Origin of the sequence: Sphingobacterium alimentarium (genome assembly GCF_004342685.1) — a bacterium.
GTDB lineage: Bacteria > Bacteroidota > Bacteroidia > Sphingobacteriales > Sphingobacteriaceae > Sphingobacterium > Sphingobacterium alimentarium.
The window spans coordinates 43,444-59,315 of record NZ_SMBZ01000005.1; the positions used below are offsets into that span (position 1 = coordinate 43,444).

Here is a 15,872-nt window from a genome sequence, read left to right on the forward strand (position 1 = left end):
GATTAAAGAATTTAGAAATGAACAATAATACATCATTGTTTCAAAAAGATATGGTTCAGGAAGCACTGAAACAATCTTTTGTGAAACTCAATCCGAAAACCATGTTCCGTAATCCGGTTATGTTTACCGTTTGGATCGGTACTTTGGTTATGCTGGTCGTGAGTTTATGGACGTTGGCAGGAGCTCAGGAACAGGGAAGTTTTGGCTATAATTTTACCGTCTTTATCATCCTTTTGCTTACCCTGTTATTTGCGAATTTTGCAGAGGCAATTGCTGAAGCAAGAGGTAAAGCACAAGCAGATAGTTTGCGTAAGACAAGAGAGGAAACTCCTGCAAGATTAAAAAATGGGAAAATGATCTCCTCTGCTCAATTACAAAAAGGTGATGTTTTCATCTGTGAAGCTGGCGACGTCATTCCTTCTGATGGGGAAATTATTGAAGGCTTAGCGACCATCGATGAAAGTGCAATTACCGGAGAATCTGCTCCTGTGATTCGTGAAGCAGGTGGTGACAAAAGTTCTGTTACCGGTGGTACCAAAGTTTTGTCCGATAAAATCGTGGTGCAGGTAACAACGCAACCGGGCGAAAGTTTTCTAGATAAAATGATTGCCTTGGTAGAAGGTGCTGCCCGACAAAAAACACCTAATGAAATCGCTTTAACGATTTTGTTGGCAGGATTTACACTTGTGTTTATCATTGTCTGTGTCACACTCAAACCATTTGCCGATTATGCAAATGTTGGGATTACCATTGCTTCTTTTATCTCTTTATTTGTATGTCTTATTCCGACTACCATTGGTGGATTGTTGTCTGCAATCGGTATTGCAGGGATGGACAGAGCATTGAGAGCCAATGTGATTACAAAAAGTGGGAAAGCAGTAGAAACCGCAGGTGATATCGATGTGTTGCTGTTGGATAAAACCGGTACGATTACTATTGGTAACCGTAAAGCCACCCATTTTCACCCTGCTAATGGCATTGACGAGAAAAAACTTATAAAAGCAGCTGTACTAAGTTCCATGGCTGATGAAACTCCCGAAGGAAAATCTATCATTGAATTAGCAGGAATCAATCCGTTAAGTTATGAAGTTAGAAATCCTCAATTCATCAAGTTTACAGCTGAAACAAGAAGTTCAGGAATTGATTATGAAAATACACGTATTCGAAAAGGTGCAACCGATGCAATAAAAAATCTGGTTACAAAAGCAGGTAATAATTTCCCAAAAGAGATTGAAGAAAGAGTGAAAGCCATATCCTCTAATGGAGGTACGCCGTTGGTCGTATCAGAAAACGAAATTGCATTGGGAGTAATTGAGCTACAGGACATCATCAAACCGGGTATTCAGGAACGTTTCGAACGTCTGCGTAAAATGGGTATCAAAACCGTCATGGTAACGGGTGACAATCCTTTGACTGCTAAATTTATAGCTGAAAAAGCAGGTGTAGACGATTTCATCGCGGAGGCTAAACCCGAAGACAAGATGAACTACATTAAAAAAGAACAGTCAGAAGGTCGCTTGGTCGCTATGATGGGTGATGGAACAAATGATGCACCAGCCTTAGCACAGGCTGATGTAGGTGTAGCAATGAACTCTGGTACACAGGCTGCAAAAGAAGCGGGAAACATGGTCGATCTGGATAATGACCCGACTAAACTGATTGAAGTAGTAGAAATCGGAAAACAATTACTGATGACCCGTGGTACATTGACCACTTTCAGTATTGCAAATGATGTGGCCAAGTATTTCGCTATCATCCCTGCACTGTTTATCACAGCGATTCCTGCATTGCAAGGACTGAATATTATGAATTTACACAGTCCGGAAAGTGCAATACTATCAGCTGTAATTTTCAACGCAATCATCATTCCAATGTTGATACCATTAGCATTGAAAGGTGTAGCTTACAAACCTATTGGAGCAAGTGCATTACTTCGAAGAAACCTGTTTATTTATGGTTTAGGCGGTGTACTGATACCTTTTGTAGGAATCAAGCTGATTGATATGCTTATATCAATTTTCTTTTAATCCTTTATAAAATTTAGATAAAATGAAAAAACATATTTTGCCCGCAATAAAATTGACTGCTGTTATGATCCTGTTTTTTACGGTCATTTACCCACTTGCAGTCTGGGGTATCGCACAGTTTGCTCCTAATGCTGGAAAAGGAGAAATTATAGAGCACAACGGAAAGAAACATTATGTCAATATTGGTCAGTCTTTTACAGAAGACAACTATTTCTGGCCAAGACCATCGGCCGTAGATTACAATGCTGCTGGTTCAGGAGGTAGTAACAAAGGTCCTTCTAATGAGGAATACTTGGCAGAAGTTCAGGCACGAATTGATACTTTTTTAGTGCACAATCCCGGAGTTGATAAATCTGAAATACCTGTTGATTTGGTTACAGCCAGCGGAAGTGGACTGGATCCGAATTTTTCCGTTCAGGCCGCAAAGGTACAGGTAGCACGAATCGCTAAAATAAGGGGTATTGATGAGGTTAAATTGAATCAATTAATTGATGAACAAACCGAAAAACCTTTGTGGGGTATGTTTGGTCCCGAAAAAATCAATGTACTTAAATTAAATATCGCTCTGGATCAACTTAAATAAGTAATTCCTAAAAAAACTTACGGGTTTTCAAATGTATGTGTAGCCATTGAAAATGCCTTGTAGGAGTATTCAATAAACAGTAAAATTTTAATAATTCAAAAATGAAACCATCATGATTTATTCAACCACACAGGGAGGATAAATCTGATAGCTTCATCACGTTTAAAAATCAAATTAATAAGATGAAAAAAATAATTATGTTCTCAGCTATTCTGCTGGGAGCAACAGGAAGTGTATGTGCTCAGGAAACTGAAAAAAAACCATTAACCATCAGTGGATATGCAGAAGTATATTATCAGCAGGATTTTAATAACCCGAAATCCAATACCAGACCGGGATTTGTGTACAGCCACAACCGTAGCAATGAAGTGAGTCTAAATTTGGGATTTATAAAAGCGGCTTATGAAACAGAAAATATGAGAGCGAACCTGGCTCTTGGAGTAGGCTCTTATATGAATGCTAATTATGCAACTGAAGAAGGCGTGCTGAAAAACATTTATGAAGCAAATGTAGGTGTGAAACTATCTAAAACGAAAAATTTATGGTTAGATGCAGGTATATTACCATCTCACATTGGTTTTGAAAGTGCCATCGGGGCAGACTGCTTTACACTGACCAGAAGTATGATGGCAGATAATTCGCCCTATTTTGAAACCGGGGCTAAGTTGTCGTATGCTACCGATAATGGTAAATGGAATATGGCTTTTTTAGTGATGAACAGTTGGCAAAGAATACAACGGGTTGAAGGCAATAGCACACCAGCTTTTGGTCATCAATTAACTTACCGTCCTTCAGATAAAATGACTTTAAACAGTAGTTCTTTCATAGGCAACGACTTCCCTGATGAAGAGCGTAAGATGCGTTACTTCCACAATCTGTATGGGCAGTTTCAAATCAGCAATCAATTTGCATTGATCGCTGGCTTTGATATCGGAGCACAACAAAAAGAAAAAGCAAGTGATGACTACGATACATGGTATACGCCTGTACTGATTGCAAAATACAGCCCGACTGAAAAAGTAAATATCGCTGCAAGAGGAGAATATTACCAGGATAAGAATGGCGTTATCATCAATTCGGGAACGGAAAACGGATTTCAAACATTTGGGGCTTCAATAAACGTTGATTATCAAATTCTGCCTAATTTGGTATGGAGAACAGAAGTTAAAAGCTTAAATAGTAAAGATGCCATTTTCTTAAACAGAGATGATAATATGAAAAAAGACAACGTTATGGCGGTTACATCGCTGGCGATACGTTTCTAAATAGTTCCATTTACTAATGATTCCCCTGGACAATTTGTCTAAGGGGAATTTGTAAATTTATATAAGCAAACAGATTGTATGGACGAAAGAAAAAGTGCAGAACATTTTTTAGACCTCATTCAGAAATCCCGAAGAGGAAAATTCAAGCTCTATATCGGGATGAGTGCCGGTGTGGGTAAAACCTATCGAATGTTACAGGAAGCACATACGCTATTGCGAAACGGTATCGATGTGAAAATCGGATATATCGAAACACACAAAAGACCAGAGACCCATGCTTTGTTGGATGGGCTTCCGGTCATTCCACGCAGAAAACTTTTCTATAAGGGGAAAGAATTAGAGGAACTGGATCTGCAAGCCATTATAAACCTTCGTCCAGAAGTTGTGATTGTTGATGAATTGGCTCATACCAATATTGAAGGTAGCAATAACGAAAAGCGATGGCAGGACGTACTCGATATTTTAGATGCCGGGATTAATGTAATCAGTGCAGTAAATATTCAACACATTGAAAGTTTGAATGAAGAAGTGCGGGAAATTACAGGAATTGATGTACAGGAACGTATTCCCGACAGCGTAGTCGCTCAGGCTGATGAGGTGGTCAATATTGATCTTACAGCAGAAGATTTGATAGATCGTTTAAAAGCCGGAAAAATATATGAAAGCTCTAAAATAACAGCAGCACTTAATAATTTTTTTAAGAGTGAGCATATTTTGCAGCTTCGTGAGTTGGCGTTAAAGGAGGTAGCTTCGCAGGTGCAGCGAAAAGTAGAAACCGAAGTTGTACTTACAAGAAGCATCAAAAAGGAACGTTTCCTGGCCTGCATCAGTTCAAACGAAAAAACAGCCAAAAACGTTATTAGGAAAACGGCACGATTAGCTAATTATTACAACAGTAAATGGTATGTGATGTATGTGCAAATACCTAAAGAAAGCCCTGATAAAATTGCTCTGGATAAACAACGGCATTTGATTAATAATTTTAAATTAGCTACTGAATTAGGAGCAGAAATAATTAAGGTAAAGGCCAAAAACACCACTAAGGCAATCATCAAAGAGTGTGAAGATCGTAAGATAACTACGGTCTGTATCGGTAAACCACATTTAAACTTAGCTAAAATTATTTTAGCGACTGATACATTCAATGCCTTGCTGAACAAGCTGTCACAGGAAAATATTGATCTCGTAATACTATCATAAAATGAGAATTAAAGCAAAATTAACGGTTGGAGTTGGTGCTCTATTTTTATTGATACTGGCACTGGCAATTGTTAGTGGCTGGTATGTAAACCAACTGAAAAAAGATACTAATAATATCTTAGTTGCCAATTACAATACCTTACAGTATGCCCGTAACATGCTTTTGTCTTTGGAAGATGTTCGTTCAGACAAATCTGCTGTAAATACTTTTCAAAAAAATCTCGATCTGCAAAAGCAGAATGTAACGGAGATTGGAGAAATCGAAGCTACCAATCTTATCGTTAAACATTTTAAAGATTTAAAAGAAAACCCGGAAGATTCTATCGTAATATCATCTATAAGGAAAGACATCACGGAGTTAATGCGTCTAAACATGGAAGCTATCAACAGGAAGAGTGATATTGCCGACGATACCGCTCAAAAAGCAATTGTCATCATTTCAGTTACTGGCTCACTATGCTTCCTGATTGCATTTATTTTATTGGTCAATTTACCTTCTAATATAGCCAATCCCATTAAGGAATTAACCGATAGTATAAAAGAAATAGCTGGGCAGAATTATAAAAAGAGGGTGCATTTTGAAAGCCATAATGAGTTTGGTGACTTAGCAAAATCATTCAACACGATGGCGGAGAAGCTGGAAGAATATTCCGAGAGTAAGCTCGATAAAATCCTAAAAGGCAAAAAACGAATTGAAACGTTGATTGATAATCTTCATGATCCCGTTATTGGAATTGATGAAAACAAAAAAGTGCTTTTCGCTAATGAAGAAGCTTTGAATATTTGCGGTCTAAAAAAAGAAGAGTTCTTTGGCAAACAAATACAGGATATAGCCGTTACCAATGATTTAATTAGAAATATCATTAAGGATATTTTTCTTCTTAAGCCCGAAAATGCTAAATCCGAACAATTAAAGATTTATGCCGACAGAAAGGAAAGCTATTTTGAGAAAGAGGTTGTTGACATCAATATCGTTCCAACCGGAGAAGCGGATAGTGAATTTATCGGTCAGGTTATTCTTCTGAGAAATATCACACCATTTAAAGAGCTGGATCTGGCAAAGACCAATTTTATGGGAACTGTTTCCCATGAATTTAAAACACCTATTTCGTCGATGCAATTAGGTATTCAAATTCTTGAGAATGAAAAGACAGGTCACTTAAATGAGGAACAAAAAGGATTAATTAATGGTATAAAGGACGATGCTGACAGGCTTTTACGAATTACCGGAGAGTTATTAAACATCGCACAGGTTGAAAGTGGTGCTATTCAAGTAAACTTAATTAGTTCAGAAATTAAGCCCATGATTGAGTATGCTGTAAATGCAAATAAGTCTGCTGCTGAACACAAGAATATTAAAATCGAGGTTAATATAGAAGATAATATACTGGTTGCTGCCGATAGTGAAAAAACGGCATGGGTTCTTACAAATCTTATCTCTAATGCCGTCCGGTATTCATATGAAAATGCGACAATTGATGTCAAAGTTGAGAAAATAGAAAATCAGTTGAGATTTTCCGTAACAGATACAGGACAAGGTATACAGCCTCAATTTTTGAGTAAGATTTTCGAACGCTATTTTCGTATCCCTGGTACCAAAAAAGAAGGTACCGGTTTAGGATTAAGCATCAGCAAAGAGTTTATTGAAGCTCAGGGAGGAAGAATCTGGGTAGAGAGTGAATATGGTGCTGGAAGCACATTCTATTTTACGCTCAATATCTTTAATATTAATCAATAAATTTCAACGTGTCTGGGCTGTAATAGCAAAAGCTCGTCTTGAAAAATCACACATACTTCCTAATGCATAAATTTTATAAGGATAAGCTACGAGAACTTGACAATAGGTTAGAAGAACTTAAGGTCGAATTTGACGAACCTATTCAATTAGCAGAAACAGCTGTCAATCTCATACTAAGTTACCTTAAAGACATAAAACTATATGTTTTGGGTAAGGGGTTTGATGAAGAAAAAGATGAAATAATTTTTTTTAAGAAATTGAAACCGAATATTGTAGCCAAATTAATTTTTTACAATGCCATATACAAAATTGAAACCAGGAAGCCCTATGGCAGTGGAAAAAACATAAAAAAATACATTGATATTGAACTGAACAAACTTAAAAGGTTCTTTGACAACAACCTTGAATTTTATAAGTATTATAGAACAAACAGCACTTATCTTGACCATAAATATTTTTTGCGGGGTAAATATGATATTAAATTAAGCTTAGATACTTTTTATTTTGAAGCTGACCATAGTTTTTCTACTTCTCATGATTATAAAGTAGCTAAGATTATTGCCAATGATTTGATACAGGTTTATCTTGAGGATCAGTTAAATCTTGGCCATCAGAAAAATGGATACGATAGGTATTCATTGAATTGGACAGAAAGCAAAACAGCATTAACCGAATTGATTTACGCACTGCATTCGCAGGGTGCATTTGGCAATTCAGATATAGTGGCCATCGCCAAAACATTTGAAAGTACATTCAATATCAGTTTGGGAGATTTTTATCATACGTTTATGGAACTTAAATCGCGAAAAATAAACCGGACAAAATTTCTTGACAGCTTACGGGATGCATTGATTAGAAAAATGGAAGAACAGGACGAAATATAATCAATTACATTATATTATGCCTCTTTGAACACTTTTCGTCCTTACAATACTCTCCGAAATATTTGGAGTTTCATTTTGTCTTTCTGCCTGTTCCGGCACCTTCTCTTTGGGTTCAGGCGTGATAGACAACTGTATCTTTCGTTCAACGGCAGCGAGCTCTGTTTTTAGTTCACTCAACCGGCTCTCCTTGCTCCACGAACCGTTCAGAACTTCTTGCAGAACAGGCAGATCCTTTTGAATTTCGGCAATTTTCTTTTGTTCCTGCTCAATGTAAGCAGGTAGTTTTTCCAATGCGTTGAGGAAATTCATGGATGCCAATTTCTCATCTTTGGCAATGATACCGTTGTTATACGTGTATTTGATATTTCCCTCGCCCTGTATCAGAAAGCGGTTTACCCTTATATCCACGCCCTCTTTTTGCGACATTTCCGTTTTCACCAAAAGCTGAAAACCATAAAGGCTACCGATTTCCTCATAATCCCCACCTGTACGGGCTTTGTCCGCAAGTTGATTGAGCTTCGCACCAATTTGTTTTAGATCCGCATGGGGCGGTAAGCCGTCCAGCTTAATAAGGTTTGCAACAGTTCCGTCCGACAGTTTTTGAATACGCCCTTGCAGATTATTCCAGTCAAGGCTCATACGGTCAAAACGTGATTGGACTTTGTCCAATTCCGCCATATAATCTTCCAATTTGTATTTAGCATTGTACTTTGAACGGTTGAACGCTTGTCTTTCGCTTTCCAATCCGGCAATCTGTTTCTCTATCTTGGCTTTGTCCAACAGGTCGGTATTTCCCATAAGGATAGCCACGTACTCTGAGAAGTTCATTCCCGATTTTTCGTCCATACTGCCCTCGTCAATCGTCCGTTTGCCAAGATTGTTGCATTTCAGTTGGTCGATGAATAGCTGCTTGTTGAACAGCAGGTTGAACTTGTAACTGTCCAGCGATTTTTCTACTGCATAGATAATGACGTCCACTTTGTTGTTATTAAAATGTTTAGCAATCTCATTGCCTTTCCGGATTGCCCGACCGTCCCTTTGGGCAAGGTCGGACGGCCGCCACGGCGTATCCAGATGGTGTACGGCAACAGCTCTTTTTTGTGCATTTACACCTGTGCCGAGCATACTCGTAGAGCCGAACAGGACACGGACCGTACCGTCATTCATCCCCTTGATCAGTGCCTTGCGTTGCTTGTCGTTCTTCGCTTCCTGTATAAAGCGGATTTCGTGTGCAGGTATGCCGTGGTCTTCTGTAAGCTTGCGTTTTATTTCGGAATAAATATTCCATTCGTTCGGCTTGTACGTCCCCAAATCCGAGAACACGAATTGCGTACCTTTCTGTGCGTTGAATTGGTGGTAATACTTGACGATATTGTTGGCACAATGCGTAGCCTTGTTGTCAGGATGGTCTTGGTAATGCGGGCTTACCATCCGCATATCCAAAGACATCTTACGGGCGTAATCCGTAGCGATGAGCATTTTTGCTTTTTCCTCCGATTGTGATAACGGAGCCCTGCCGAGTAATTCGCCTTTGCCTGTCTCGGCAAACTTCATCAGCTTTTGGATATACTCTTCCTGGGCCGGAGTTGGAGGTATGTTACAAAATATCTCGTTCTTTTCGGGGCGGTCAATGCCGATCATAGCCGCCGTACGGTAATCCGTGATTTCGGAATAGAATTGAGCCAGTTCCGGCACTTTGATAAAGTAGCGGAAACGCTCTTTTGCCACAATATTGTTAGCCACCGAAAACTCGTAATCGGTGGTTTTCTTGGCATAAATTGCCGCCCACGCATCAAAGGAGTTGATGCCCTGTTTTGCCAATGCCCGTGGTCGCAGGTATTTGAACAGCAGGTATAATTCGGTTAGCGAATTACTTATGGTCGTCCCGGAAAGGAAGGTTGCTCCCATATCCGCTTGGGTACGCTCCTGTATGGTACGGATAGCAAATAGCAAGTTCAGTGCCTTTTGGCTTCCCTGTTGATTGCCCAATCCCGCGACCCTAGAATGCCTTGTGTTGAACATCAGGTTTTTGAACTGGTGGCTTTCATCAATAAATAAATGGTCAATGCCCATCATCTTAAAATCCACAATATCATCTTTGCGGTTTTCGATGTCGTATTGCAGGGTTTTGAGCTTTACTTCGAGGTTTTCCTTTTGTTTTTCCGCTCCTTTGAGCATCCATTGCGTTATTTCATCGCCCTGGCTTCGCATAACATCAAGGTTTTCCTCTACGCTGTCCAGTTCGGTTTGCAGGATTTCCTTTTGTATTTCGGGAGATTGGGGTATCATCCCGAATTGGTCGTGTGTGAGTATCACACAATCCCACTCGTTGTTTTTAATATCCCCGAAAATCCGCAGGCGTTTTTCGGGCGTAAAATCATCAATTCCCGGAAAGAGGATTTTGGCGTGGGGGTAAGCGGTGCGGTAGGCTTCGGCTATTTCGGGAATATTGGCTTTCAGCCCGATAATCATCGGTTTATGAGCCATTCCCAAACGCTTCATTTCCTGCGCTGCGGCACACATGATGAGCGTCTTTCCTGCACCTACTTCGTGATCGCAGATAGCACCGTTGTTCAGCTTTATCATCCAGACGGCATCCTTTTGGCTCGAATACAGATCGCCAATGCCCAACCCCTTGCGGTCTAATCCCGGAAATTCCTGATGCGAGCCGTCATAGTCCGGTCGTACAAAACAGTTAAACGTATCGTTGTACTGATCGGTCAGCCTTGTTTTAAACTCATCATTCTGGGCATGAAGCCAATCGGTAAAGGAGGTTCGAATTTCGTCAATCCTGGTATTCGCCATTTGTATGGCTTCCATATCTCGCACCTTCACATCTTTGCCATCTACCTCTACTGTTCTGGAAATATCGGGCGTGGTATTGACAAGGGCGTGTTTGAGCAGGGCAATCCCGTCATACGTCCTGCTATTGGCTTTTACCGCATATTTGTCCCAAATGTGTACGTTCTTCTGTTTGCAGGTTACGGAAAAGTCATCGGCACTATCGGAATAATGGACACGGACTTCTGCATCGAATAAATGCGATGCAAAACGGGCGTAAATGCCTGCGGGTATCCAGCGTTCACCGAGATTAAAATCGAGTTCCTCAAATTCGATACGTCTTGGTCTTGCTTCTTCCAGAACGGTAAGGCTTTCTTTGGCCTCCGTATCATCGGGCTTGCTTTCCAGATAGGCTCTTACTTCATTGGCTTTCTCCACTACGTTGCCCGCAATCCAGCGTTCGGCTATTTCATATTCTTTTTGCAGTGGATTGTAGTAGATGCGACCGTGTAAGGCTGCTTTCAGCGTATCGGCAGGCATACCGCTGATTTCGGACATAAAATCCAAATCCACGTTTCCGTATTTGTTCAGCGAAGCCGATAAGGCTTCTTCGGGATTGTCGGTTGCTATGGTTACGGTAGAAAAACTTACAGGGCGGTTGAATATATCCGCTTTGTGTACCACACCACCAACGACACGCTCCAAATAGGGCATTTCCTTACCTGCACTGTCCGTTTTGATGAGTTCGATATTCTTGGCATCGTTGAGGTTTCCGTACCTTTTGACAAAGGCATCGTAAAGTTGGTTAAGGCTCTCCCTTTCTTCCTTGTGCTCGGTATGTTGTTCCGCTTCCTTGATATAAAGCTGTTGGTACACATCACGTACCCCTATATATGCTTCAGCTCTTGCTTTCTGTAAGGCCGGCAGTTTCAAAGGGTGGAAAATAGCCTTACCCTCTGCGGTATCTACCTCTTGCAGATGACCGACCCAACCCTTATCCACCACAAGGCAATCGTTACGGTGGAACGGTTGCAGTTCGCCAGTATAAGGAGCAGGTTCGGCAGTGGTGTCGGGAACGGTTGGTTGTGCAGCTTGGCCATTCCCGTTTATTTGTGAAAACAGGTCGCCGATAGCTTCCTGTTTTTTGCCGTTGGCTGATGTATTTCCATTGGTAGCTCTATTAGTAACAGGAGGTGTATAAGGTTGCTGCATCGCACTACTGAACAGATCGGGTTGGCGCACTATTGCACCCCTTTTTTTATTAGTGCTTTGCCTTTTTACTTGTGTCGCTCTTTTGGACGGAGCAGCAACCATTACAGGTTCGTCCGCATTCTCAAACAGGTCGAAAATGCTCAACTGTTTTAATTCCTGCGGGCTTTCCCGATTGATTACCGGAGCAGATAAAGGTTGGGGTTCGGGTTGAATGTTTACAGGTTCGATAACCGGAGGTATAATATTTGGTGTAACAGGAATTTGTAACAATGGCTCATGGCGGCGTTCGCCGTTGTATAAATCCAAATTCAGATGTTTTCCAAAATCTTCGGAAAGCATTTGTTTGAGGTCTTTGGCAATTCCGCTGGCGCCGTCTTTATGCGTATAGATGAGTGCAGGTTTTCCGTAAGGGTCGGTATCTAACTTATGGTCAGTATGCACAATCCTTGTGCTGTCCTGAAAGAGCGTATTGCCCTGCGTATTGTATTCCGTTTGCCGGCTTTGGCAAAACAGATCTTCCCTTTCGGTCAAGTTTTGTTTTGCCGTATTCTTTTGCAGGATAATCAAATCGCTACCGACTTCCGTACCGGCATATTCCGTAAACAGGTTATTGGGCAATCGAACCACTGAAACCAAATTATTGTTCCGCATCAACGCCCTGCGTATCGGTTCATTCTTGGAGCTGTTTAAAACACCTTGTGATGTGATAAAAGCCAGCAAACCGCCCTCACGGAGCATATCGGTTCCTTTCAGAAAGAAGTAATTGTGTATGCTTCGGGCTGCCTGCACTTTTGCACTGTCCTTGCTTCGGGAATAGGATAAATCAAAGACGGAAGTATCGCCGAACGGTATATTACTGGCGATTACATCATAGCTGTTTTGTTCCTTTTCGGGTATTTCTTCAAAACCACTTATACGAATATTGCTATCGGGATAAAGCTGTTTTAAAATCTTACCTGTCAGCAAATCCTTTTCATAAGCGATAACACTTTGTTGGTTTTCCGAAAAGGATTGTATGAATGAGCCGATACCTGCGGAGGGTTCAAGAAATTTATCAATGTTAAGACCGCTTTCACGCAAGGTTGTGGAAATCACATCTATGACCTGTGGCGGTGTATAAAAAGCCGTCAGTACCGAGCTTTTCAGACTGTCCACATACCTGCGGTATTGCTTTTCGTCTTCTGAATTTTCTTTGAGCAGCCTGTGGAGTTCCTGCGTAATCGGGAAAAGGTCGTGTTCTGTTTTCCGCCAATTATTGATGTCTATTTCGTTCGCTATGGGGTTCAGAACGAATTTAAGACCGCCAAATCCGCTGTATTGCATCATCGACTGTCTTTCGCCTACGGTGGCTTGTCGTTTCTCCTTCTCCAGTTTAAAAGCAATTCGTAGGGCATCAATGTTCTGTTGGAGATGTTGGCGTTTACTGAAGCCCATTTTCGGCTATCCATATTGCGATGGTTCCGGTTATTTCGGTATAGAGCAGGTCGTACTCTGTCTTATAAGCGAAATCATCGGTTAGTTGGTAGCCAGAGAAAACAGGCTCACAAACCGGGAACATTTTCAGGGCGAACGATCGCAGTTCCTCATCTGCCATTATGGTATCAAACTCATTGCATACCACTTGAAACACAGTGTCAAATTTGGAGAAGTGCAAGCCCTCAAACAGAATATAGTTGGCTATTTCATTACATTTTTCAATGCTATTTCCTGATTGAAAAGCACCTTCGTAAGCGTTGGTAGCCCACGAGGAACGTTGCTCAATAAATTTTTGGTCGTTTGCTTTTTCGGGGAAGCTGGTGTTTAATAATTCTTGCAGTCGTAATCTGAAATACGATAGGTCTTTTTGTTGTGTATTCATACTATAATTTTGTTTTGAATTTTACTTGAAACTCAAAATTATAGCAGTAGATAAGAGCCTTTAAAAATGTGGCAGGGTTTGGCTTTGAGAGGCGGGATTTGTCGTAAGGAAATTAATAACCGGGGATTTAATTTGTATTTTTGAGCTATCAAAGCAAACAATTAATCGACAGACTATAAATAATGAATGAATTAGAACCCCTAAAAAGTATTTTTAAAGACAGAATATTTAAAATTCCTGATTACCAGCGTGGCTATGCTTGGACGACACGACAATTAAAAGATTTTTGGGAGGATTTGGTTAATCTTCCAACTGATAGGTTTCATTATACAGGACTACTCTCTTTAAAAAAAGTAGATAAAAACATTTGGAGTAGTTGGAATGACGAACGTTGGCTAATCGAAGATAGAGGTTTTAAACCTTTTCATATTGTTGATGGGCAACAACGCCTGACAACATTTGTAATTTTTATACAAGCTATTTCGGAACAACTCAAAGCTATTCCTGAAAACAAGGATAAAAAGGACGAAGAAATTTATCTTGGTTCTTTCAGCCTAAAAGCAATTAAGGAAGAATATTTGGTAATTGAAAAACCCCCACAATTCATTATCAAAACATACAAGTTTGGATACGAGGTTGATAATCCAAGTTTCAAATTTCTACGACATAAAATTTTTTTAGAACCCAATAGCGGAACAATTCAGGAAACTTTTTATACACTCAACCTTGAAAATGCCAAACGCTTTTTCAAAGAAAATCTGCAAAATTATTTTGATAAATATGGTTTGAGTGAAATTGAAGCGTTGTTCAAAAAGGTCACACAGAATATGATGTTTAATGTCTATGAAATAAGTGATGACTTTGATGTTTTCGTTGCATTTGAAACGATGAATAATCGTGGAAAAAAGTTATCAAATTTGGAGCTTCTTAAAAATCGACTGATTTACTTAACCACTTTATATGATGAAAAAGAGTTAAAAAATGATGAACGGATTTCTTTGCGTGAGAAAATCAATGATGCGTGGAAAGAAGTCTATTACCAACTTGGAAGAAACAAAAAAAATCCACTCAACGATGATGATTTTTTAGTTGCTCATTGGATTATGTATTTTCAATACACAAGGGAAAAAGGCGACGATTACATAAGGTTTTTATTAGAACAGAAGTTTACACCACAAAATATTTATGCTAAAACTGAAGTAAGACTTAGTTCCATACAGGAATTTGAAGAAGTTAGAGAAGATGAAGATACCGACCAAGAAGAAGTTGAGGCAAATGGAGAAGAAGAAATAATAGTGATGCGTTCCCAACTTTCTCCAAAAGAAATTGAAGATTATGTAAACAGTTTAAAATCTGCTGCCGTTCACTGGTATAATACGCACAATCCGGTAAACAACTCAGACCTAACTGCACAAGAAAGCCTTTGGATAGACCGATTGAATAGAATTGGTATAATTTATTTCCGTCCGCTTGTAACCGTAGCTTTTTTAAACAAGGATATTAATTCGGATAAGCGAGTTCAATTACTTAAAGCAATTGAACGTTTTATATTTATTACGTTCAGGCTTAGTCGAGCTTTTTCGACATATAGAAATAGTGAATTTTATCGTGCAGCAAGACAGTTGCGAAACGGAGAATTGACAATCGACAGTATTATTCAACGATTGAATGATAGAATGAGTTACTGTTTTTATACACCTGAAAATTCCGAAGAAACCTATTTCGATTATACATATTTCCAAAAATTTATTGATAAGAAATTCAAAAGCGGAGGTGGGTTTTATTACTGGAATGGGCTTCGGTATTTCTTATATGAATATGAAATGGAAAAAGTAAGACAAAGAGGAAGCCAAAAGATTGATTGGAAGTTATTTGTAAAAAGTGAAAAAGACAAAGTTTCTATTGAACATATTTATCCTCAAACTCCCACACATAAAAGTTGGAAAGATAGTTTCAAAGGCTACAAAAAATCACAGATACCTTTTTTTCAAGGAAGTTTAGGAAATCTTTTGCCATTATCACAAAGTATAAATTCAAGCCTACAAAATGATTGCTTTGATGACAAGAAGAATGCAAAATATAATGACAAAAAAGAAAAAATAAGACAAGGTTATTCTGATGGTTCACATTCTGAAATCGAAGTTTCAGGATATGATTTTTGGAACTCTGATACTATCCTTGATAGAGGCACTAAATTATTGGAATTTATGGAACAGCGTTGGGACTTAAAGTTTGAAGATGAAACTGCCAAAGCAGAATTATTATTCCTTGATTTTATGCTCCAAGAAGAAGAGCCACAGAGTAGAGAAGAATAACCAATAGAA

9 protein-coding genes are annotated in these 15,872 nt (G+C 39.4%); 7 read left to right on the forward strand and 2 right to left on the reverse strand.

The features are described 5' to 3' along the window. The first annotated feature begins 17 nt into the window (after window positions 1-17). From kdpB to EDC17_RS03410, 6 genes are all read left to right on the forward strand, one after another. Window positions 18-2,027 carry a potassium-transporting ATPase subunit KdpB gene (gene kdpB / locus EDC17_RS03385; protein ID WP_132776747.1) on the forward strand — a complete coding sequence of 670 codons (2,010 nt, stop codon included), beginning with the start codon at window positions 18-20 and terminating at the stop codon, window positions 2,025-2,027. 22 nt (window positions 2,028-2,049) lie between these two features. Next, window positions 2,050-2,610, forward strand: coding sequence for a K(+)-transporting ATPase subunit C (locus tag EDC17_RS03390; protein WP_129758664.1), 561 nt, complete (start codon window positions 2,050-2,052; stop codon window positions 2,608-2,610). Window positions 2,611-2,807: 197 nt separating this feature from the next. Then, window positions 2,808-3,875: a porin gene (locus EDC17_RS03395; protein ID WP_243646001.1), complete on the forward strand. Its 1,068-nt coding sequence runs from the start codon at window positions 2,808-2,810 to the stop codon at window positions 3,873-3,875. A gap of 78 nt (window positions 3,876-3,953) precedes the next feature. Further along, window positions 3,954-5,075, forward strand: a complete 1,122-nt coding sequence (locus tag EDC17_RS03400) for a sensor protein KdpD (protein ID WP_123247943.1) — start codon at window positions 3,954-3,956, stop codon at window positions 5,073-5,075. A 1-nt stretch (window position 5,076) separates the two neighbouring features. Continuing rightward, entirely contained in the window at window positions 5,077-6,813 is a 1,737-nt protein-coding gene (locus EDC17_RS03405; RefSeq protein WP_132776749.1) for an ATP-binding protein, read from the forward strand. A gap of 62 nt (window positions 6,814-6,875) precedes the next feature. Beyond that, window positions 6,876-7,697: an RteC domain-containing protein gene (locus tag EDC17_RS03410; RefSeq protein WP_132776750.1), complete on the forward strand. Its 822-nt coding sequence runs from the start codon at window positions 6,876-6,878 to the stop codon at window positions 7,695-7,697. A 9-nt stretch (window positions 7,698-7,706) separates the two neighbouring features. Here the strand turns inward: EDC17_RS03410 and EDC17_RS03415 are convergent, their stop codons facing one another. After that, window positions 7,707-13,124 (reverse strand): N-6 DNA methylase, encoded by a 5,418-nt coding sequence (locus tag EDC17_RS03415; protein ID WP_132776751.1) that lies wholly within the window; start codon window positions 13,122-13,124, stop codon window positions 7,707-7,709. Further along, on the reverse strand, window positions 13,111-13,548 hold the full coding sequence (locus EDC17_RS03420) for a DUF1896 domain-containing protein (RefSeq protein WP_037438527.1): 438 nt from the start codon (window positions 13,546-13,548) through the stop codon (window positions 13,111-13,113). The genes EDC17_RS03415 and EDC17_RS03420 overlap by 14 nt, the downstream gene beginning before the upstream one ends. A 182-nt stretch (window positions 13,549-13,730) precedes the next feature. On the opposite strand from EDC17_RS03420, the gene EDC17_RS03425 reads away from it, so the two are divergent. After that, entirely contained in the window at window positions 13,731-15,863 is a 2,133-nt protein-coding gene (locus EDC17_RS03425; protein WP_112376288.1) for a DUF262 domain-containing protein, read from the forward strand. Window positions 15,864-15,872: the final 9 nt, after the last annotated feature.